General features: G+C 35.6%; 21 protein-coding genes. 18 read left to right on the top strand and 3 right to left on the bottom strand.

The features are described 5' to 3' along the window. The first annotated feature begins 157 nt into the window (after positions 1-157). The 5 genes from MT489_RS14045 (at position 158) to MT489_RS14025 (ending at position 3,489) form a co-directional block, all read left to right on the top strand. On the top strand, positions 158-1,006 hold the full coding sequence (locus MT489_RS14045) for an STAS domain-containing protein (protein ID WP_244682191.1): 849 nt from the start codon (positions 158-160) through the stop codon (positions 1,004-1,006). Between the two features lie 189 nt (positions 1,007-1,195). Beyond that, positions 1,196-1,726 (top strand): hypothetical protein, encoded by a 531-nt coding sequence (locus MT489_RS14040; RefSeq protein ID WP_244682190.1) that lies wholly within the window; start codon positions 1,196-1,198, stop codon positions 1,724-1,726. A gap of 63 nt (positions 1,727-1,789) precedes the next feature. Continuing rightward, a complete protein-coding gene (locus tag MT489_RS14035) occupies positions 1,790-2,323 on the top strand; it encodes a hypothetical protein (protein WP_244682189.1) in 534 nt (177 codons plus the stop codon). Between the two features lie 125 nt (positions 2,324-2,448). Continuing rightward, entirely contained in the window at positions 2,449-3,060 is a 612-nt protein-coding gene (locus MT489_RS14030) for a LysE/ArgO family amino acid transporter (protein WP_244682188.1), read from the top strand. A 75-nt stretch (positions 3,061-3,135) separates the two neighbouring features. After that, positions 3,136-3,489 carry a VOC family protein gene (locus MT489_RS14025; protein WP_244682187.1) on the top strand — a complete coding sequence of 118 codons (354 nt, stop codon included), beginning with the start codon at positions 3,136-3,138 and terminating at the stop codon, positions 3,487-3,489. A 59-nt stretch (positions 3,490-3,548) separates the two neighbouring features. On the opposite strand, the gene MT489_RS14020 is transcribed toward MT489_RS14025, so the two are convergent. Continuing rightward, positions 3,549-4,553, bottom strand: coding sequence for a M15 family metallopeptidase (locus tag MT489_RS14020; protein WP_244682186.1), 1,005 nt, complete (start codon positions 4,551-4,553; stop codon positions 3,549-3,551). Between the two features lie 320 nt (positions 4,554-4,873). On the opposite strand from MT489_RS14020, the gene MT489_RS14015 reads away from it, so the two are divergent. The 7 genes from MT489_RS14015 (at position 4,874) to pgmB (ending at position 13,968) form a co-directional block, all read left to right on the top strand. Beyond that, the gene (locus MT489_RS14015; RefSeq protein WP_244682185.1) at positions 4,874-6,688 is read left to right on the top strand and encodes a PTS sugar transporter subunit IIA; all 1,815 of its coding nucleotides are present in this window, start codon (positions 4,874-4,876) and stop codon (positions 6,686-6,688) included. Positions 6,689-6,822: 134 nt separating this feature from the next. After that, positions 6,823-7,785 (top strand): LacI family DNA-binding transcriptional regulator, encoded by a 963-nt coding sequence (locus tag MT489_RS14010; RefSeq protein WP_244682184.1) that lies wholly within the window; start codon positions 6,823-6,825, stop codon positions 7,783-7,785. Positions 7,786-7,959: 174 nt separating this feature from the next. Further along, positions 7,960-9,186, top strand: coding sequence for a sugar ABC transporter substrate-binding protein (locus MT489_RS14005; RefSeq protein ID WP_244682343.1), 1,227 nt, complete (start codon positions 7,960-7,962; stop codon positions 9,184-9,186). A 118-nt stretch (positions 9,187-9,304) separates the two neighbouring features. Then, positions 9,305-10,180, top strand: coding sequence for a carbohydrate ABC transporter permease (locus MT489_RS14000; RefSeq protein WP_244682183.1), 876 nt, complete (start codon positions 9,305-9,307; stop codon positions 10,178-10,180). Further along, positions 10,180-11,016, top strand: coding sequence for a carbohydrate ABC transporter permease (locus MT489_RS13995; protein ID WP_244682182.1), 837 nt, complete (start codon positions 10,180-10,182; stop codon positions 11,014-11,016). Before MT489_RS14000 ends, MT489_RS13995 begins: the two co-directional genes overlap by 1 nt. 23 nt (positions 11,017-11,039) lie before the next feature. Further along, a complete protein-coding gene (locus MT489_RS13990; protein ID WP_244682181.1) occupies positions 11,040-13,331 on the top strand; it encodes a glycoside hydrolase family 65 protein in 2,292 nt (763 codons plus the stop codon). Beyond that, positions 13,321-13,968: a beta-phosphoglucomutase gene (gene pgmB / locus MT489_RS13985; protein WP_244682180.1), complete on the top strand. Its 648-nt coding sequence runs from the start codon at positions 13,321-13,323 to the stop codon at positions 13,966-13,968. Before MT489_RS13990 ends, pgmB begins: the two co-directional genes overlap by 11 nt. Before the next feature lie 124 nt (positions 13,969-14,092). Here the strand turns inward: pgmB and MT489_RS13980 are convergent, their stop codons facing one another. Both MT489_RS13980 and MT489_RS13975 read right to left on the bottom strand, forming a co-directional pair. Next, a complete protein-coding gene (locus tag MT489_RS13980; protein WP_244682179.1) occupies positions 14,093-14,839 on the bottom strand; it encodes a CPBP family intramembrane glutamic endopeptidase in 747 nt (248 codons plus the stop codon). Positions 14,840-14,911: 72 nt separating this feature from the next. Further along, positions 14,912-15,685 carry an arylamine N-acetyltransferase family protein gene (locus MT489_RS13975; RefSeq protein ID WP_244682178.1) on the bottom strand — a complete coding sequence of 258 codons (774 nt, stop codon included), beginning with the start codon at positions 15,683-15,685 and terminating at the stop codon, positions 14,912-14,914. Positions 15,686-16,028: 343 nt separating this feature from the next. Here MT489_RS13975 and MT489_RS13970 point away from each other — a divergent pair, with 343 nt between their 5' ends. From MT489_RS13970 to MT489_RS13945, 6 genes are all read left to right on the top strand, one after another. After that, complete coding sequence (locus MT489_RS13970) at positions 16,029-17,948, top strand: heavy metal translocating P-type ATPase (protein WP_244682177.1); 1,920 nt, start codon at positions 16,029-16,031, stop codon at positions 17,946-17,948. Positions 17,949-18,356: 408 nt separating this feature from the next. Next, positions 18,357-18,656 carry a hypothetical protein gene (locus MT489_RS13965; protein WP_244682176.1) on the top strand — a complete coding sequence of 100 codons (300 nt, stop codon included), beginning with the start codon at positions 18,357-18,359 and terminating at the stop codon, positions 18,654-18,656. Positions 18,657-18,870: 214 nt separating this feature from the next. After that, the gene (locus tag MT489_RS13960) at positions 18,871-19,353 is read left to right on the top strand and encodes an SRPBCC family protein (RefSeq protein ID WP_244682175.1); all 483 of its coding nucleotides are present in this window, start codon (positions 18,871-18,873) and stop codon (positions 19,351-19,353) included. A 134-nt stretch (positions 19,354-19,487) separates the two neighbouring features. Next, positions 19,488-19,841: a PadR family transcriptional regulator gene (locus tag MT489_RS13955; protein ID WP_244682174.1), complete on the top strand. Its 354-nt coding sequence runs from the start codon at positions 19,488-19,490 to the stop codon at positions 19,839-19,841. Further along, on the top strand, positions 19,822-20,331 hold the full coding sequence (locus MT489_RS13950; RefSeq protein WP_244682173.1) for a DUF2812 domain-containing protein: 510 nt from the start codon (positions 19,822-19,824) through the stop codon (positions 20,329-20,331). The genes MT489_RS13955 and MT489_RS13950 overlap by 20 nt, the downstream gene beginning before the upstream one ends. Positions 20,332-20,411: 80 nt before the next feature. Further along, positions 20,412-20,651, top strand: coding sequence for a helix-turn-helix domain-containing protein (locus MT489_RS13945; protein WP_244682172.1), 240 nt, complete (start codon positions 20,412-20,414; stop codon positions 20,649-20,651). Positions 20,652-20,825: the final 174 nt, after the last annotated feature.

Genomic DNA, 20,825 nt, shown 5'->3' with positions numbered 1-20,825 from the left:
CGAGTGGCAGGTGAATCCGAGGTGCTCGCTAAAAAAGAGTTAGGTAAAATAAGATGCACCTAATTAATATACATCGACTATAGTCATAGATTAAAGTATTCCTATAATGCTAATTAGTATGATAAATTAGTTTTACAAGTGATGGGAGGTACGAAATTTGGAAAAGATAAAAAGCTTTAACGTGTTATTTGGTGAATATATTATCGAAAATAGCTATCAAGCTGCTGTACATTTAAATGAGACTTTTGATAAGAATTTTGTTGATTCATTTGTAAATCCTCAACAAATGGAAATACTTAACAAATGGAGAGCGGATTTTTTGGTTTTGTTAGGTAAAGCGGTTAAGCAAAATGATAAGGAATCCATTTGGGAGAGTATAACAGAATGGGCAAAATTATCAGGAACTGCAGCTGTGAATTTTCAACTATCTTTAGATGATGCGCTAAAGACCCTTACATCATGGAGGACCGTGCTCTGGGATATGATGGATGAAATAATACAAGAACATAATGTGAGAGCGGGGGAAGTTGTTGCTATAAACCGAATTCTCGACCCTCTTATAGATCATGCGGGATATGTATTTAGCGTTTCCTTTGTAGACAATCATAGGAAAACATTAGAACTTGCTCAAAAAGCGATACAAGAGTATTCTGTGCCAGTCGTGTCTCTTACTGATGAAATTGCTATTCTTCCTTTAATTGGGGACCTTGATACTCATCGCGCCAAAATTTTGAAGGAAAACACCTTAAACAGTTGCTCTAAATTGGAAAATCAATTTCTGATTATTGATCTATCCGGTGTCCCAATGATGGATACAATGGTTGCCAATGAACTATTCCAAGTCATAAGTTCCTTGAAACTTATTGGAGTAGAAACGATTTTAACGGGATTGCGTCCGGAAATTGCTCAAGCAATCGTTCATCTAGGTATTAGCTTTGAGGGTGTTTTAGTGGAAAAAGGCTTAAAAAATGCCTTGGAAACTTTAAGAAAAGTACATAATATGTAAAGTACTCATACACAGTAACGATTAAAAAGGATATTTTCGTTACTGTGTATTTTGTTTGCAGAAAAGTTCTGTCATTATTGACATGAAATGGATCAGAAGTCATAATATACATAGTTATACGAGGTACTGTAAAAAAATTTATTTATATACATAGAATTTCTATGTATATAAAGACTGAGGTTAAAGACAATGACATTTATTCTATTAATCGGAGTTATTTTTATTGTGGTTTTTTTGTTAAACAAACAAAAATTTTTGTCCTTGGTAAATGAAAATACTATTCTGGTGAAAAAATTATCTGATTCAAATTGGTTTAATAATCCTTGGTTAAGTGGGTTATTTATTTTCACTCTAAATGCAATTTTGTTTTCCGGAGCAGTAGGTTTGATATTTTTAACGAGCCTGCTTTTTATTCCATACATTCACCTTGTAATCATGCTTCTTGCTACTGTGATGAGTATTTACTTATGGTCGGTCATACGGAATGCTGGCCAAAAACAGCGGAAAGATCAGATTATAATGAGTGGAATTGGAAGCAGCTTTTATTTATTCCTTTTTCTTGGATTTCTTTATATGACATTCACTCTGGAGCCTGGTACTCCGGAAAACGATACATTTATGGCTTTTATTGGCCTTGTTTTTGCTATGTTCGTTTCTATTGTTGCAATGACAGTATGTTTCATAATTACGGGCTTAAATAAAAATGTCCACTCTAATTAAATTACTGTGAAGATTATTTCCGGCGAAACATATACTTGTACAAAAACGCCGGAGTTGATGCGAATGTCGAATTCCTTAATCCTTTTAACGTTTCTTTTGTTTGTTTTTTCAGTTGGAGCCGGAGTATCGGTTTATATTGTTAGAAAAAAAGTAAGCAATATGCATGGAATGTTGTTTACGATGTCCATTGCCATGGGAATTGGATTATTTGTCGGCACATTGATGGGGATATTATTCCAAGACAATATGCTGCTGGCCACGGTAATCGGTATGGGAGTCGGCTCGGTCATTGGAATTTTTATAGGATTATTTTATTCGCTTCTAGCCGTTTTTGAAGGTTTATTGTCGGGGATTATGGCGGGGATGATGGGGGCCATGCTTGGTGTAATGCTGAATCCGTTGGATTGGGATCGAATTATTATGATTATGTTTACAATTGTGGTATTTATATGTTTGATGATTCTTTTTGAGGTTATTACATATGTGCAGAAAGCCAACATGCTCACTAACATTCTAAAGAAACCATATTTAGTCGGACCGATATTTTTCCTACTATGCTACATCTTATTTTTACAAGCTCCTTTTTTCAAAGGGTGATTTTCTATAGTAAAAATAATAGACTCTCTATTTAGGGAGTCTATTTGTCATTAGTAACAAAATTCCTCACATGTTAATATAATTAGATTCATAATCTATTGTGTGGTTTAGGGGTGTAAATTAAATTGTTATTAACTATTTTTCACGGAATTGCATTAGCTTTAGGACTCATCTTACCTCTCGGAGCACAAAACGTTTTTGTGTTTAATCAGGGGGCTGCGCAACCAACGTTCAGAAGAGTTTTGCCAGTGGTGTTGACGGCTTCGCTTTGCGACTCATTCCTCATTTTATTTGCCGTTTTAGGCGTATCAGTTGTTGTACTAACGCTTCCAATATTGCAAACAGCCTTTTTTGTAGTAGGATTTCTTTTTCTACTTTATATGGGTTGGGTTATTTGGAAAAGCAAACCTACTAAAATGAATAAAGAAGATAGGGCATTATCGCCTAAAAAGCAAATCATGTTTGCTATGTCGGTTTCTTTACTGAATCCACATGCTATTCTTGATACTATTGGTGTCATCGGAACAAATTCCCTTAGTTATATAGGGCTTGAGAAAGTTGCTTTCACTCTTTCAACAATTATAGTGTCATGGTTATGGTTTTTCGGACTTGCTGTTGCCGGAAAAAGGCTTGGGGATATTGATTCGGAAGGTAAATTCATCAATACGATTAATAAAATTTCGGCAATTCTTATATGGGGAGTAGCTCTGTATATCGCCTACCTTTTATTAAAATGATTATTTATAAAAGGATTATTGATGAACATATAGAAACTTTACATAAGAAAATATTTTTGGAAGTAGGTGCCCAAAATGGGAAGAGTAATTGGATTTGAACTTAATAGCCAAAATCCTGAAAAAGCAGCAGATTTTTATTCAAAAGTATTTGGCTGGAAAGTTGCTGAGCCTCATTGGGATTATCGAGAAGTCACTACAAGTAGTGATTCGAGAACGGGAATCAATGGGGGAATTGCCAAAGGCCCGAATGATTATCCTTTTGGTACAAGAATACAAATCGAAGTTGAATCGATTGATGAATCCATCGCAATGGCCATTGATAATGGTGCAATGATTGTAAGGGATAAAATGGAATTTGATGATTTTTATCTAGCTTATTTGGTCGATCCTACAGGACTTGGAATTGGTTTAATCGAAAATAAGGCTTAAGTTTTTATTAGATAAACAAAAGCAGATCTTAGGTAGAATCCAAGATCTGCTTTTACTTATTATTCCTTGCCGCTAACAGGAATGGCTATATTAAAGTATTCTTCTAATGTGAAGTCATTTTCAAAAATTTCCGTTGCAATCTCAGTGCCGACATAACGCATATGCCATGGCTCATACTGATAACCGGTAATATGTTCTTTTCCTTTTGGGTAACGAACGATAAATCCGTATTCGTGGCTATGCTTTGCTAGCCACTTTGCCTCAGGTGAATCCCCAAAACAATCCATTGCTGCACATTTTCCGTTTATGCCTGATATATCCATTGCTAAGCCAGTCTGATGCTCACTGTGACCAGGATAAGCACTATAACGATCCGCTGCTGCTTTACCGTCCCTTTTCACATAGCTGTTATAAAGTATTTTCTGTGTAGCTTGTGACCGATACCCTGAAGCTCCGGCTAATAAAATTCCGTCCATTTTAGCGCCCGCAAACATTTCTTCCAATGCTCTTGCAGCTTCTTGGCGCATTTTCTTTTTGGCGGGATTGCCGCTAAAGATGAAACGGACATTTGGGTAAACTAAATCATTCGGAGCATAATTGTCAGGAAGTTTATTCTGTTTATTAACTAGTACTGTAATCGCCTCTGGTTGACTAATAACGTGAATGGCATTTTTATTTTCCTTTTTTGATTGGTCTTGTTTAGTGCTTTTATTTTCACTAGAATCCTCTTGTGGTTCGACTACCTTTTCTTCTTTTTTCTCAATCTCTGTAGTTGTATCTTCTTCTACAATCTTGTCCTTACCTTTGAGATTATTCTCTGTACTTTGTTTCTCATCTTCTAAGTTATCAATTGAATCCGCTTGGTTTCCTTCCTGAGAAGGAGTATCTTTTGTATCCGCAACTGGATTTTCTATTAAATTTGAAGTTTTACCACTACCATTTTCATTAGAAACGATATTTGATCGATCTTGATTACCTCTATGCGTTAAGCTGCAACCGCTTTGAATACTAACAACTATGACCACTAGAAGTATCATCAAAATACGTATATGAGTTGAATTCACTTTAAGCTTTCCTCCTACTTGGTGGAAAAATGTCTTACACTTTAGAATAACACGTTATTTTGGACTCTTTCTATAGGAATATTATCAGTTTTTCAACATGTTCTTGTCATATATACCCTGAAAGGAGATTTAATAATCTATCGGTAGTAAAGGTTAAGTAATCGGTAGGAACCTAAGGCTGATTGGATGTAAAGCACAACTTTACGGTAATAAATCAAATATAATCGGTAGTAAAGTTTGCAAAATAAAAATCAAGATTGATAGATGAGAGTTTCTGCCGTAACATTAAAGGTGGAATGATTGATGGAGGAACGTGGTAAATGGGTCAATTTAATATAAAACTAACAATCCAAAAGCTAGGAAACCTTTTAAGTTCAATGGTCATGCCGAATATTTCTGCCTTTATTGTCTGGGGCCTTTTGGCAGCTCTATTTCTACCGGCAGGACTATTACCCAATGAAAATATTTCGAATTTACCAAATATTATGATCACTTGCTTGCTCCCATTATTAATAGCATATACAGGTGGTAAATTAGTATATGATCAACGGGGGGCTGTCGTAGGAGCAATCGCCACAGTAGGTGTAATAGCAGGTTCCGACATCCCCATGATTATAGGGGCCATGTTCGTAGGTCCTTTTGCGGCTTATGTTTTGAAAAAAGTGGATCTTAATCTTGAAAGTAGAATTAAATCCGGCTTTGAAATGCTAGTTAATAATTTCACAGCTGCAATCGTAGGAGGATTAATTGCAATTGGTGCATTTTTTACGATAGGTCCAGCTTTCGCCATTATCATAAAAGCTCTTTCGCAAAGTGTTTTTTGGTTAGCAGATACAAGGTTGCTTCCTTTTTCAAGTATTTTGATAGAGCCTGCTAAACTTTTATTTTTGAATAATGCACTAAATCATGGGATTTTATTACCGATTGGAATTGAACAAGTAATGGAAACCGGAAAATCAGTCCTCTTTCTAATGGAATCAAATCCGGGACCCGGTATTGGCGTTTTGATCGGCATTAGTTTATTTGGGAAGGGATCAGCGAGACGTACTGCACCTGGAGCTATGCTCATCCAGTTTTTTGGGGGGATCCATGAAGTATATTTTCCGTATATTTTAATGCGTCCGTTGTTAATCATAGCTGTCATTTTTGGTGGAATATGTGGGATTGGGACGTTGGTCTATTTAGATGGAGGAGTATTCAGTCCAATATCACCTGGCAGTATTTTTTCAATCTTGGCTTTAACGCCCCAGGAAACTAGCACGTATATTGCAAATCTTTCAGGGATATTAGTCGCAGGAATTGTGTCTTTCTTGATCTCAATTCCCATTCTTAAAACAGCCAAAGATAAAGAAATTGAGGAAGCCAATTTAGTTAGCGTCATTCCTAATGTTACGAAAATCCACTTCGCTTGTGATGCTGGAATGGGATCAAGTGTGATGGGGGCCTCCCTTCTTCGCAAAAAAGTAGAAAAAATAGATGAAAATATAGAAGTTTTACATTCGGCAATTAATGATCTCCCTGAGGATGCACAGCTTGTCATTACTCAGAAAGAGTTAACCGATAGGGCAAAAAATAAGGCACCGAATGCGCATCATATATCAGTCGAACATTTCTTATCAAGTTCAGAATATGACAAGTTAATAGAACACCTACAAAAAGTTAGAAAGGAATCTTCCATGATAGCAGAAAAAAATATCAGCTTACTTCTTGAGGAAAATATATTTTTAAATCAAAGGTTTACTAGTAAAGAAGAGGTAATTCGTTTTGCAGGTAATGCTTTAGTCCAGGCAGGATATGTAAATAAAAGTTATATTGACGCTATGATTGAAAGAGATGAAATGATTTCAACTTATATGGGGCATGGAATCGCAATTCCGCATGGTACGGAAGAAGCGAAAAAGGATGTCATTCATTCTGGAATAACAGTCATTCAAGTGCCAGAAGGAGTCGATTTCAACGGTCAAAAAGCATATTTGATTTTTGGGATTGCTGGAAAAGACGGTGCTCATCTGAAAATGTTATCTCAAATTGCTGTAATTTGCTCAGACTCTAATAATATTGAAAAAATGGTACGAGCTAATAATGTAAAAGAAATCATTCGTATTCTAGATTTAGAGAATAAGGAAGAAAGTTAGTTTAACATAGATAATAAGTATGGACTCACCTGCATTGGTGAGTCCGTTTTACTAAAATAAAAAGTAAATTTTACAAAAAACTCTTTTTGTGTTTTACTAAAAGCAGAAAACAAGTCGAAACGAGGGGCATGAAATTGGTAGGCATAAAGGATATTGCGAAAATGGCGGGTGTTTCCGTTTCAACAGTTTCCAATGTTATCAACGGACGGAAAAATGTTGGTAAAGAAACAAGAGAACGTGTATTGAAAATATGTGAAGAGATGGGATATGAACCTAATTTAATTGGAAAAAGCCTGAAATCTGGAAAGACAAATACTATTGTCTTTAATTTTAGCGATTTTGAAAGAACCTTTTATTTAAAGATAATAAAAGGAATAAATGATTACCTTTCCGAAAATGGCTTTGATTTAATCGTATGTACAACAAGTTCCAGCAAAAATTTCATGCGCAATAATTTTGCTGGAGGAGCAATTATTTTAGATAAAAAAATGGATAATGACTTTCTTATTTCTGTAGCTGATGAACAGTTTCCGATTGTTGTCATGGATAGGATAGTAAACAAAGATTACATTAAAAGTGTAATTGTTGAGAACTATACTGTCATGTGTGATTTTGTTCAATCCCTTATTAATAAAGGATATAGCAATTTTGGATATATTGGTGGAATTGAAAGTTCACTTGATCATCAAGAACGATTTCAAGCATTTACTGACACACTAAAAAACAATAATATCCCATTTCAAAGGACTAATTATTATTTTGGTGATTTTACTGAAGAAAGTGGATATCGAGCAGCCAATATTATTACGTTAAGCAACAATCTCCCAGAAATATTAGTTTGTGCAAATGATAATATGGCGATAGGTGCGATTAAAGCATTAAAGGAAAGTAATTATTCTGTGCCGGAGGATATTTCTGTTACGGGATTTGATGATGCGAATGCAGCAGAAACATATGGCCTCACAACAGTGACAATTCCCCGTTATGAAAGTGGATATTTAGCAGCGAAAGAGTTAGTGGAAATGATTCAAGGAACTGGTAATAATGATATTTTTAAGATTTCGGCAAAAATAAAGTGGCGTAGCACTGTAAAATAAAAACACATAAATCAGTAAAATTTTACTTGTTATTCGAAAAAACTTACACTGTTTTATTAAAACCCCCTTGAAATACTGGTAAAAATTAATAGAAAATTAAATTTGTTGACTTTTTTATTATAGGACTTAAAATATAGGTATAACGTTTTATTAAAAGGGGGACGCATTGAATTGATGAAAAAAGCGTTTAGCTTATTATCTATTATTTTACTAATGTCAATGGTCGTGTTAGCAGGCTGTGGCGGAGGAAAAAGTTCTAAAGCTGGAGAGAAGATCGTTATTTTCCAATCTAAGGTTGAAATTACGGATCAATTGAAAGCACTTGCGAAGGACTATGAAAAAGAAAAAGGCGTTAAGGTTGAGGTTTGGGAAACAACTGGTGACGATTATTTCCAACAGTTGAAAACAAAACTTTCAAGTAAACAAGGTCCATCTATATTCACTTTGGGCGGTTTAACTGAAGGTGAACAACTGAAGTCTTACGCTTATGATTTAAGTAACCAAGATTTTATGAAAAACGTAGCTCCTGAAAAAGAGTTACTTGTTGATGGTAAAAAAGTTGGACTTCCATACGGAATTGAAGGATATGGATTAGTTTACAACAAAAGCTTAGTAAAACCTGAAGATGTAAAAGACTATGATTCTTTTAATAACACTCTTAAATCTCTTAAAGCTGAAGGTATCAACGGGCTTGGTTTGTCACAAGAAAGCTATTTCTTAATTGCTCATATTTTAAACACTCCGTTTGCGCTTTTAGATGACCCGGAAGCTTTTATTGAAAAACTAAATAAAGGCGAAGTTAAAATGGCTGATACAAAGGAATTCCAAGAGTTTGCTAAGTTCATGGAATCCATCAGAGCAGAGTCATACAACCCACTTGAATATAACTATGATAAGCAAATTGGGGATTTTGCTACTGGAAAAACAGCTATGATTCACCAAGGAAACTGGGCGTATGGAATGTTTAAAGATTATGGTGATTTAGGTTTTGAAATGGGTATGCTTCCTTTGCCATTAATGGGCAATGATAAGATTTCAGTTGGTGTTCCAAGCTATTGGGCGGTAAACGCTGATGCGGACCAAAAAGAAATTGATGCAGCACTAGATTTCTTAAACTGGTTAACAACTAGTGAGACTGGACAACATTATATTGTTGATGAATTTGGATTTATTCCAGCAATGACTAATATCGAAGCAAAAGATTTGGACCCACTATCAAAAGATCTTTTACAAGCATCTAACTCTGGAAAATCAATTCCATGGACATTTAATCTATGGCCAGCAGGTATTGTGGATGCAGACCTAGCTCCTGCTACACAAGAATTCTTTATTAAAAAGGATATGACTGGTCAACAGTTCTTGGAGTCACTTGATGCAGCGTGGGCAAATGCTACTAAATAATTTTTGAAAATAAAAAGCCTAACATCGAGTATAGTAACAACGGATGTTAGGCTCTTTTATTACATGATTGGGAACAGTAATCAATATCGTTTCCTAAAGAATTGAAAGAAGGGTTAATATGAAACGAAAAAAAGATAAAGCGTGGTTTGCTTTATTTACAGTTCCGACACTAATTGCTTTTGTGACTGTTGTCATTATTCCTTTTTTTATCGGAATATATTATTCCTTTTTTAGTTGGGATGGAATTCCGGCAAACCCGAAGATTTTTGTGGGATTTGACAATTACGCTAAGTTAATTGGAGAAAAACGCTTCATGACTTCAGCTTGGTTAACGACTAAATTTACAGTCATGACTCTTATAGCAGTAAATGTTATTGGACTAGGACTTGCCTTGCTCGTTACAACAAAATTAAAATTTCGGAATGCTGCGCGTTCGATGTTCTTTATGCCTAACTTAATTGGTGGATTAATTCTAGGTTATATTTGGAAGTTTATATTCTCTGATGCATTCCTTGTTATGGGTGAGGTAACAGGATTTAAGTCCATTTTCTTCAACTGGATGATTGATCCACAATATTCTTTATATGCCATGGTCATCGTTTTCACTTGGCAAATGGCAGGATATGTCATGATCATTTATATTGCTGGTATCGGTTCTATACCGGAGGATGTATTAGAAGCAGCGAAGGTTGATGGAGCTAATTTTTGGCAAAAACTTACTAAGGTTACATTCCCGCTATTAATGCCATCCTTTACAATATGTTTATTTTTAACCGTATCGAACTCCTTCAAAATATTCGATGTGAACCTCTCACTAACGGGAGGGGGTCCAAGTAATTCTACGGAATTGCTTGCGATGAATATTTATAATGAGATTTTTGGATATAACAACTTCGGTTATGGTCAATCGAAAGCGATTATCTTCTTTATTATTGTTGCTGCAATCACATTGACGCAGGTGGCCATTACGAAAAAGAGAGAGGTTGAAATGTAATGAAAAAAATAGGGAGGTTTTTATTAGGATTCTTCGTTATTGTCCTCGGACTTGTCTATTTGTCACCTATTTATATTATGTTGGTCAACTCTTTCAAAAACCGGGCAGAGCTATATCAGAACACTTTAGCTTTTCCTTCTACATTTGACTTCAAATATTATTTACAAGCAATGGAAAAAATGGACTTCTTACAGTCGTTTTTCAACTCCTTGTTCATAACAGTTGTTTCTTGTGTGCTTATCGCTTTATTTTCTTCAATGACAGCATGGATGTTGGTAAGAACAAACGATAAACTAAGTAAAATTATATTTATGACGTTTGTCGCGACGATGCTTATTCCATTCCAAACACTCATGATGCCTTTGATGCAATTTATGGGGAAAATTCGTGATGTACTGGGTATTCCGATGCTAAATACTCATGGTGGTTTGATTTTCATGTACGTTGGCTTCGGCGCAAGTATGGCTGTTTTCTTATACCACGGTTTTATCAAATCGATTCCAGTATCATTGGAGGAAGCAGCGCTTTTAGACGGTTGTTCTAAGTTTGGTATTTTTTGGAGAATTGTCTTCCCACTTCTTAAGCCGATTACTGTGACAGTCATCATTCTAGACGTAATTTGGATTTGGAACGATTACTTGCTACCGTCACTAGTATTATCTGATCGCGTTTTACGAACCATTCCGCTTTCTACTGCATCCTTCTTTGGACAGTTTACGATTCAGTGGAATTTAGCGATGGCGGGACTTACATTAACAATTATTCCGGTTGTAATTTTCTATGCAGCTGCCCAGAAGCATATTATTAAGGGTGTTGCCTCCGGAAGTGTTAAATAATATATCCGAAAGGGTTTGTCTTAATGAATAAGTATCTGTTTGAAATTAATGATTTTAGTACCGACAATGACGAATTGATGCTTCATGAAACATTATTTCATAACGCAAATGGTTACTTAGGCGTTCGTTCAAATTATGAAGAAGGATATCCGGAGAATTATAACTCAATTCGGGGTATGTATATTAATGGATTTTATGATTTTGCGGAAATGAAGCAGGCTGAAAAGCTGTATGGTTTTGTAGAAGAGAAGCAAACAATGGTCAATATTGTGGATACACAAGGAATTAAGTTATTCATCGATGGTGAAGAGTTTAGTCTGTTTCAGGGGAATGTGCTGAAAAGCTCGAGAACATTAGACATGAGAAAAGGTATTACAAAAAGAACGATTCTTTGGCGTTCACCTAATAATCGTGAAGTAGAGATCGTTATTACAAGAATGGCTTCTTTTACAATGCTGCCGTTATTTACGATTGATTACCAAGTGACTGCTAAGAATTTTTCGGGTGAAGTAAAATTCGTTTCAACTCATATCGGCAATGTGCAAAATTACTTTAATCCTGATGATCCGCGGGTTGCTGCGAAAAGCTTCAAACATATTCATGTCGAAAAGGTAGACGTTCAAGAGGGTGTTTCTATCATTTCATCTAAAACGTCAAAATCGGATCTGCAAGTTTGGTCTGCTGTAAAAAACATATTGTCAAAAGAGGCGAGTGTTCAACAACATGTTCATTCGCATTCAATAGAATGTGAGATTACAACTGATATAGACCAAGATGAAACAGTGTCATTCTCTAAATATACGATTCTTTGCGATTCCATTCGCTACGAAAATGGTCGAGATAAGGCTTTGGAGTTAATGAATGAAGCTACTAACAAGACATTTGCAGGACTATACGAAGAGCAAGAAGATTTCTTAACTCACTACTGGGAAAATGCAAGTGTTGATGTAGATGGTGATGATGAGTTGAGCATGGCCATTTACTATAATCTATACCAATTACTGCAATCTGTTGGAAAAGATCGTTTCAGTAATGTGGCGGCAAAGGGCCTTAGTGGTGAAGGATATGAAGGTCATTATTTCTGGGATACAGAGATGTATATCCAGCCTTTCTTCTTGTTAACTCAACCTGATATTGTGAAAAATTTGATTGAATATAGGTACAATATTTTAGATTTTGCAAGAGAACATGCGAAAATCATGGGACATACTAAAGGTGCTTTATATCCATGGAGAACAATCATGGGTAAAGAGTGCTCTGGTTATTATCCATCGGGGTCCGCGCAATACCATATTAATGGCGACATCGCTTATTCAGTCATTAATTATTACCTTGTTACAAAAGATCTTGATTTTATCGCTAATAAAGGTGTAGAAATTTTGTTTGAAACGGCAAGATTGTGGATCGATACGGGCCATTTCCACGAAGGTAAATTTATGATTCACAATGTAACAGGGCCGGATGAGTATACTTGTGTTGTGAACAATAACTACTACACAAATGCTCTCGCTCAGCATAACTTGAAGTGGGCTGTGAAATTTTACGAGCTTCTAGAAGCTGAAAATCTTACATCTGTAATTGAAAAAATTGGCTTGAAACGTAGCGAAATTGAAACGTTTAAACAGGCAGCTGAACAAATGTACTTGCCTTATAATGAGGAAATGGATATCAATCCTCAAGATGATTCGTTTTTATCTAAGAAAGTATGGGATTTCGAAAATACACCAAAAGATAAATACCCATTGCTTTTACATTATCACCCGCTTCATTTATATAGACATCAAGTGTGTAAGCAGGCAGATACTGTGTTAGCGCATTTTATTTTAGAAGATGCCCAAAGTTTAAGTACAATTGAAAATTCTTTTGCTTATTATGAAAAAATAACAACTCATGATTCTTCCCTTTCTACTTGCATATACAGTATTGTTGCATCGAAATTGAAGCAATATGATAAAGCGTATGAGTATTTTGGAGAATCTGCAAAACTCGATTTATTTAATACTCATAAAAATACGAAAGACGGCATCCATACAGCCAATATGGGTGGAAACTATATGGCAATTGTCTATGGTTTCGGAGGCTTGCGTATTAAAGAAGACGGCTTGCATTTTGCTCCAGCCTTGCCAGAAAAATGGACAGGCTACAACTTTAAAGTTCGTTTTGAAGATAGTACGATTTTTGTGAAAGTTGAAGGTGGAAACTGCACTTTCTCCTTACAAAATGGAAGTAATAAATCCATTTATGTATATGGCAAATCGTATGATTTGAAGGATAGTCTCATCATTCCGTTGGAGGAGAAGAGCAATGTCCTATAAATGTGCAATTTTTGATTTAGACGGAGTACTTGTCGATACAGCAAAATATCATTATCTTGCCTGGAAAGAACTAGCTGGAAAGTTAGGGTTTGAATTTACCATTGAGCATAATGAGATGCTTAAAGGGGTCTCTAGAATGACCTCTCTGGATATTTTATTAGAGGTTGGCAATATGAAAGATGCTTTTTCAGAAGAAGAAAAAGTAAAAATGGCAACTGAAAAAAACAATCAATATGTAGAATACATTTCTAACATTGATGAATCTGAAATATTAGAAGGTGCCCTTTCTTTATTACAGGAGTTAAAACAAAAGGGAATCAAAATCGCCCTGGGTTCAGCAAGTAAAAATGCCCAAATCATATTAAAAAATGTAGGGCTTGAATCGTATTTTGATGTGATTGTGGACGGGAATTCCGTCTCCAAAGCAAAACCAGACCCGGAAGTATTTACTCTTGGAGCTAAAACGCTAGGCGTTCCTTATGAAGAGTGCGTCGTTTTCGAAGACTCACAAGCGGGTTTGGAAGCAGCTAAAATTGTTGGGATGCTAGCTGTTGGAGTTGGACAGAAAAAGGATTTAACGAATGCAGATGTCGTGTATTCAACTTTGAAAGATTTTAATATTGAAAAGTATTTTTAATAAGAAGATCGTAAGGTGGAAGTATCTAACCTTACGATTTTTTTTATATCTAGTTTTGTACTTATCCTCCAATTCCTCAATATTACTCGTATTGAGCTGATAGTTAAATATGCCGTCCACATCTCTACTTTGAAATTAGTAAGATGATCGGTATAACTGAAAAAGCGACATTCACGACGAAATGACAAACGATTAGAGGGAATAATCTTTTCTGCTTATAATAAATGATGCCACTCCCAACTCCCCAGAGAAAAAACGCGACAAAATAGACAACGGCTCCTTGCCAGCTAGGTGCGAGCATGATGTGCTGCAAAGCAAAACCTAAAGAAGGAATTGCAATCGCAGGTATAATTTTATTAAAGTGCTTCAAAAAAATGGGTTGTGCATATCCCCGGTACATCAATTCTTCAATGGGGGCATTTAAAAAAGGAAAAACAAGAGCTGTGCAAGCGGAAAACCATAATAACCATTCAGGACGTGCGAAATTAGAACTTTCAGCATCACCAGTAAATACTGTTTGAAAGTGCAAGTGAAAACCCGAGCCAAACATAATCAGCATAGTGATGACAACAGCTATTAAAAATGGGATGTACAATATAAATAGCCATAAAAAACCGTATAAAATATCCTTCCATAAGCGCTCCCGCTGAAAGCCTGATACATCTTTTAGTGAACGACCATCTTTTTTCAATAAATGATGCAAAAGAACAAAACATAAGACATTTACTAGAGTGAAATATATAGGTGACATATCATTTAAGAAAGGAAATTGAAAGTCTAATCCCATCAACATAAATAAACCTGAAAAAACAAGTAAACCTATTACTAGCATCGGGAAACGGATAAATGAGACAATCCAAGCGTTTTTCATTGATGCCTCCTTAAAAAACCTGAAAAAAGGATGATGACATCCTATATTCAGGTTTTAGAGTCTTGTAATATTCTATTCTAATATAATTCCAAAATACTTTTTTAATCCGTCCTTATATTCCTCTTCCGTTTCTGGTGTAAAAGCTCGCACCGTATCGTTTGTGAAGATACGAAACTCTTTTCCATCTACTGAATTTCGCCCCTCAGCTGTACGTATGGCAACCATGGCATCATTAATAAAAATAGAATCTGGAGCATTTTCACACCAAAATGAAGCCATAATGAAATCTTTAGGTAGTTGTGGTTCTTCGGTAAAAGAATAAAGTTGTCTCCATTCTCCTCGTTTTTCCTCTAATAACATCCACCCGAAGTATGGGTCCATTTCTAATTTGTAAGATTCATCACCTTGATCGTGTACAAGACCTTCAATCATTTTGATAGGTTGGCGAGGAACAATTCCCCCTACTCCGACATCACATAAGTAAAAATTTCCTTCCGCTTCTACTTTTAGAACATGATGTCGTCTCTTTGGAGGAGCATTAGGTTCATCACGCCAGAAACGAGCAAATAAGCTTGTTACTTTATAACCTAATTCCTGTAATAGCCAGCTGAATAAAGCATTGAGCTCGAAACAGTAGCCACCACGATGCCGAGTAACAATTTTATCGTATAAATCCGGAATTTCTAATGATAGCGGAATGCGGTTCAGAATATCAAAATTTTCATAAGGTACTGTATGTAGATGGCATTCTTGAATCTTGGCGAGTGTTTTTGCGCTGCCATCCAGTGGACCTGTATATCCGATTCGATTTAAATAAGCGCTTACATTGAGTTTTGTATCTGTCATATCATCTATACCCCTTTACTGTAAAATTCTCTCTTCCACCACTATACCATTCCTTGACAAAAGGTTAAATCCCCAAAAAAACAGATTATTGTCCTGTGTTAAAATAAGTATAATATGATAACTAATTTAAAATACTTGATAATGATTATCATTAATAATTAGCTTTGTTTTCATTGTTACTATGGTTCATTTTGTCAATTAACATTAATAATCATTCTCAATTAGATATAAAAATTCTCAATTAAATTTGACTTATCCGTGTCCTTTTACTATAATAGTCATATAATAATTATTATAAATTAGACTTCGTAAAATACTGAGCTTGTTCGCAGGAGGTGCGGAAATGAGTGCTCTTGTACAATTTTTAGAGAACAGAAAAGCTACGACGCAAGGAAATATTTTAGAAAAGATTAAAGTAAATGGAGAGTTAATTGCAGCTATCACTTGTGGTGTCCTCATTTTTCTAGGCTGGCTAACAGATAAGAGCGGCGCTGCAACCTCGTCTGTTATTTTATATTTGCTTGCTTTTGTCATCGGCGGATTTGCTAAGGCAAAAGAAGGTATAGAGGATACGATTGAAAACAAGGAATTAAATGTTGAGATGCTGATGATTATGGCAGCCATCGGGTCTGCCATCATTGGTTACTGGACGGAAGGTGCGATCTTAATTTTTATTTTTGCAGTAAGTGGCGCACTTGAAACATACACGATGAATAAAAGTCATAAAGAAATCTCTTCATTAATGGAATTACAACCAGAAGAAGCGTTACGAATAACAGGAGATAGTGAAGAGCGTGTCCATGTTTCAGAGCTTGTTGTTGGAGATCTCATCTTGATTAAACCAGGAGAAAGGGTTCCTTCAGATGGGGAAATTATAAAGGGAATTTCTACTTTGGATGAAGCAGCCATTACGGGTGAGTCGATTCCTGTATCCAAAGGACTGAAAGATGAAGTTTTTGCAGGAACGGTGAATCTAAACGGTTCAATCACTGTTCGAATAACAAAGCCAAGTCATGAAACTCTATTCCAAAAAATCATTGAATTGGTCCAGTCAGCACAAAGTGAAAAGTCTCCTTCTCAGCTTTTTATCGAAAGATTTGAAGGGAAGTATGTAAAAATAGTGCTAGCTGTTGTAGCTTTAATGATGTTCCTTCCACACTTTGTATTAGGATGGAGTTGGACTGAGACATTTTACAGAGCAATGATTTTACTAGTAGTTGCATCCCCTTGTGCTCTTGTTGCGTCCATTATGCCTGCGACCTTGTCAGCCATTTCTAATGGAGCAAGACATGGTATCCTTTTTAAAGGCGGAGTGCACCTTGAACAATTAAGCGATTTACAAGCAATTGCTTTTGATAAAACTGGTACGTTGACAACCGGAAAACCTGAAGTTACCGATGTTTTGGTTCAAGATGAACTTTCATCTGATGAGGTTTTACTAGTCGCTGCCTCTATTGAAAGGCACTCGAACCATCCACTTGCGAACGCAATCGTTAAATATGCTCAAGAGAAGTTAGCAGAGAAATTCATCGACCCTGAAAGCATTGAGGATGTACCGGGATGGGGAGTAAAAGCAAGCATCAATCAAGTCGAATGGAAAATCGGAAAAAGTAGTTTTGTAGGCGAAGAAGCTGTTAGACAGTTTAAAAATAATAAATCAAATGAATTAGCTAGAGAAGGAAAAACCGTAGTATTTATTCAAAGAGGTGAAAACCTAGTTGGGATGATTGCATTAAAAGACTTGGTACGTGCAGAGTCGATGAACGCAATCGACCAATTGAAAAAACAAGGCTTATACACGATTATGCTAACTGGCGACAATACCCAAACAGCACAAGCGATTGCTTCTGAAAGTCACGTCCAAGAATATATTGCTGAGTGTCTCCCTGAAAATAAAGTTGACTACATCAAGCAACTAAAAGAAAAATATGGAAATGTAGCAATGGTTGGCGATGGTATCAATGATGCTCCAGCGTTAGCAACAGCGAACGTCGGGATATCAGTAGGAGATGGGACAGACGTCGCACTCGAAACAGCAGACATGATCCTGATGAAAAACGACCTTTCTCGTATATCAGATGCTGTCAACCTATCAAAAAGAATGAACAGAATCATTAAACAAAACATTGTCTTTTCAATTGGAGTCATTATCTTGCTGATTTTATCCAACTTCTTGCAAGTATTGGATTTGCCATACGGTGTCATCGGCCACGAAGGCAGCACGATCTTAGTCATATTAAATAGTTTGAGATTGTTAAAATAAATTATTGAGTAGAACGGTAAGGATTTTTCCTTATCGTTTTTATTTTTTCGTTAATCAAGGCTTTGCTTCTTTTATAACAATCACCATGAACTTTTAATTAATGTAGGTAATAGACTAAGAGCTGATTAATTCAAATCTATAATGGACCAAGTCTATGTTTGGAAAGGATTTTTGTCCAATATAAGGAAGACAGTGGATAAAATCTGTGTTCAGACAAGGCTCTTGTCTAATATAAAGTGAATAGGACAAATCTATTTCAAGCATATATAAAATCACTCAGCAGTGAAAAGCTCAGTTTGTCAGATTTACTGCAATCTATCTTTAACCTCAATGCTTTAGAAGGGCCTTACAATTTTAGAAGATAAGTGTAAAATTAAGGAAATAAGAATAATAGAAAGGGAGCTACATATGGTTTCTGCACTTTTTTTCATAGGAATAATTGTTTTAGTTATTAGTGTTGTCACTGGAATTTTAACAGGAACATTTTTCGGATTCATCGTTGCACTGTTGAGTGGGATTGTGTCGGGAATGATACTTTTTGCCTTGTCACATATATTAAACAACCAGCAATCTATATTATTCAAACTACATCAACTTGAAGAAATACATAAAAAACAAATGAAACAAGAAAAGAAAAAATGTACTAACTGTAATTATGAATATGAAGTCAGTTTAAGTTCGTGTCCCTATTGTGGAAGAAGAGAATAATAACCAAAATGATATATGAATTATTTTATCGTACAAATACTTGGAGTCTTGTAGTATTTAAACCTTATTACACTGTTGCAGAGATGAAAAAGATACTAGGGATCAGACAGTACTTGGTGCAGTTTTAACCTTTTTGTTTGTTTTCTCCTGTACTTCCCTTTTTTTTGGGGTACATTGATAATAAAATTAATTGCGACAAAATGGAGGAACAACTATGCTAGCTAAACTACAAAAAACAGAACACAGTTATCTAGCTCAATTTGATCGTTACTTAAATCACCCAGTTGATGATGTATGGGCCATGTTGACGGACAATGATAAATTAGCACAATGGTTTTCCGAACTTCGTGTAAAGGACCTTCGTAAAGGTGGGGCTTATACTTTTAATATGGGGGATGGGAGTTTAATTGAAGTGTCTATCCTAGAATTAAAGATGCATTCGATATTAGAATTTACTTGGGCAGACGATGTCGTTCGATTTGAACTTCTTCCAGAAGCAGAAGGGTGTCAGTTGATTCTAAAAGAAAAGATTAATAAAATGACTGATCATACGCCGAGGGATCTCGCAGGTTGGCATGTGTGCCTGGATGTAATTAATGCATTACTAGATGGGAAAACAATACAAAATCGTAAAGTTGAATGGGAGAAATGGTATCCTAAATATGTTGAAGCGGTGGATGCAATTAAGGGAGGCTGAACTTATTCAGTCTTTTTTTATTGTCAAATTTTAAAAAACATATTGCCAGCATAAAAACAATTTGCTACTATATCGTTAAGTGATATATCGGCATGCGATATAACGTTATGCGATATAGAAGGTGGTTATAATCAATGAAACGAATTGAAGATTTTTTGCCTTTGTCGCAAGCAACGTACTATATTTTATTATCCCTAAGGGAAGTTCGCCATGGTTATGCAATTATGCAGGATGTAGAAGAAATTAGTCATGGCGAAGTTACAATGGGGCCGGGAACGTTGTACGGGGCACTTGGAAAGCTCGAGAAACAAAAAATAATTGCGAAAGCGGACGTAGATGAAGGGGAGAGACGTAAGTATTATCGTCTTACTCGACTCGGTAAAGATATTCTCCAGATGGAATATAAGCGTCTTGAATCTCTTGTGAAAAATGCGAGCAGCATCATAAAGGGAATGGAAGGTGAACACGATGACTGTCAAAAAGTTTAAATTATTTTTAGCTTCAGATGTTGAAAGAGAAGAACAATGGTTAACAGAAATGTCGCGTAAAGGACTTCATTTAATAAAATATCGTTTGGGAGTGTATTATTTTGAAGAAGATCCTAATCATTCATATGTTTATCAAATTGATTTTCGTGACGCGGATGATGAATATTTTCAATTATATAAGGACACAGGCTGGGAACATGTTGAATCATTTATACAAAAATTTCATTATTTCCGAACGCCTACTAATAAAGAGAGTTTGAAAAAAATATATTCTGATTCAGAGTCAGTAAAAGAAACATTTCAGAGAATGGTCAAATTTTATCTAGTTATGTTTTTTGCCATGATTGTCTCACAAATTGGGCTAATCTTAACGTGGAAAGGTTATGTATTTCAAATAGTAGTAGTTTGTTTCACAGCATTCGTATTAATTATTTATTTGTATCAATTTTTCGCCCTCAAACGAAAAATTGATTATTATAAAAAAATCTAGAAGCAACATAAAAGATTGATAGGAGTAAGTATAAAGTATTTTCTAGGATAATGATCTAATAAAGCAGGGAGGGATAATGTATGGATCTCACTCCAACACAACGCTCCGTGTTACTCGAATTAACAACTGAATGGCAGACGCCAAAACAGATTGCTGATAAGCTTCCTGAAGCAGGCGGGAATCCATCCTACGTTAACGAGGCATTAAAAGAATTAATTCGCGAAGGGTTGGTGCAAGCTAATCCCGCTGTTTTTGGATTATATCGTTTAACAAAGGACGGCATGGACATTAAGACATTGGAATTGGATATAAATCAATGAAGTGTTGGCAGTAGTTTTTATTTGTAAGGGAAGTTGAGAATATGAACTAATACTCATTGGTCATTGCGAACGCATGTGCTACAATGTTTGTATATCCGATTAGGCTGTTTTCGTAAGATTTGTTGCTTTGTAAATTACATCTAAAAAGGATGTTTAACGGTTTATATGACTTTG

It is taken from the genome of Lederbergia wuyishanensis, assembly GCF_022900255.1.
In the GTDB taxonomy this organism is placed as follows: Bacteria; Bacillota; Bacilli; order Bacillales; family Bacillaceae_C; genus Lederbergia; species Lederbergia wuyishanensis.
This window is presented reverse-complemented; position numbering and strand designations above follow the sequence as displayed.

Excerpts from the sequence above, each read along its gene's own strand:
- MT489_RS14040 (WP_244682190.1), top strand. The coding sequence starts at position 1,196 with ATGACATTTATTCTATTAATCGGAGTTATTTTTATTGTGGTTTTTTTG.
- MT489_RS14035 (WP_244682189.1), top strand. The coding sequence starts at position 1,790 with ATGTCGAATTCCTTAATCCTTTTAACGTTTCTTTTGTTTGTTTTTTCA.
- MT489_RS14025 (WP_244682187.1), top strand. The coding sequence starts at position 3,136 with ATGGGAAGAGTAATTGGATTTGAACTTAATAGCCAAAATCCTGAAAAA.
- MT489_RS14015 (WP_244682185.1), top strand. The coding sequence starts at position 4,874 with ATGGGTCAATTTAATATAAAACTAACAATCCAAAAGCTAGGAAACCTT.
- MT489_RS14005 (WP_244682343.1), top strand. The coding sequence starts at position 7,960 with ATGAAAAAAGCGTTTAGCTTATTATCTATTATTTTACTAATGTCAATG.
- MT489_RS14000 (WP_244682183.1), top strand. The coding sequence starts at position 9,305 with ATGAAACGAAAAAAAGATAAAGCGTGGTTTGCTTTATTTACAGTTCCG.
- MT489_RS13995 (WP_244682182.1), top strand. The coding sequence starts at position 10,180 with ATGAAAAAAATAGGGAGGTTTTTATTAGGATTCTTCGTTATTGTCCTC.
- MT489_RS13990 (WP_244682181.1), top strand. The coding sequence starts at position 11,040 with ATGAATAAGTATCTGTTTGAAATTAATGATTTTAGTACCGACAATGAC.
- pgmB (WP_244682180.1), top strand. The coding sequence starts at position 13,321 with ATGTCCTATAAATGTGCAATTTTTGATTTAGACGGAGTACTTGTCGAT.
- MT489_RS13980 (WP_244682179.1), bottom strand. The coding sequence starts at position 14,839 with ATGAAAAACGCTTGGATTGTCTCATTTATCCGTTTCCCGATGCTAGTA.
- MT489_RS13975 (WP_244682178.1), bottom strand. The coding sequence starts at position 15,685 with ATGACAGATACAAAACTCAATGTAAGCGCTTATTTAAATCGAATCGGA.
- MT489_RS13970 (WP_244682177.1), top strand. The coding sequence starts at position 16,029 with ATGAGTGCTCTTGTACAATTTTTAGAGAACAGAAAAGCTACGACGCAA.
- MT489_RS13965 (WP_244682176.1), top strand. The coding sequence starts at position 18,357 with ATGGTTTCTGCACTTTTTTTCATAGGAATAATTGTTTTAGTTATTAGT.
- MT489_RS13960 (WP_244682175.1), top strand. The coding sequence starts at position 18,871 with ATGCTAGCTAAACTACAAAAAACAGAACACAGTTATCTAGCTCAATTT.
- MT489_RS13955 (WP_244682174.1), top strand. The coding sequence starts at position 19,488 with ATGAAACGAATTGAAGATTTTTTGCCTTTGTCGCAAGCAACGTACTAT.
- MT489_RS13950 (WP_244682173.1), top strand. The coding sequence starts at position 19,822 with ATGACTGTCAAAAAGTTTAAATTATTTTTAGCTTCAGATGTTGAAAGA.
- MT489_RS13945 (WP_244682172.1), top strand. The coding sequence starts at position 20,412 with ATGGATCTCACTCCAACACAACGCTCCGTGTTACTCGAATTAACAACT.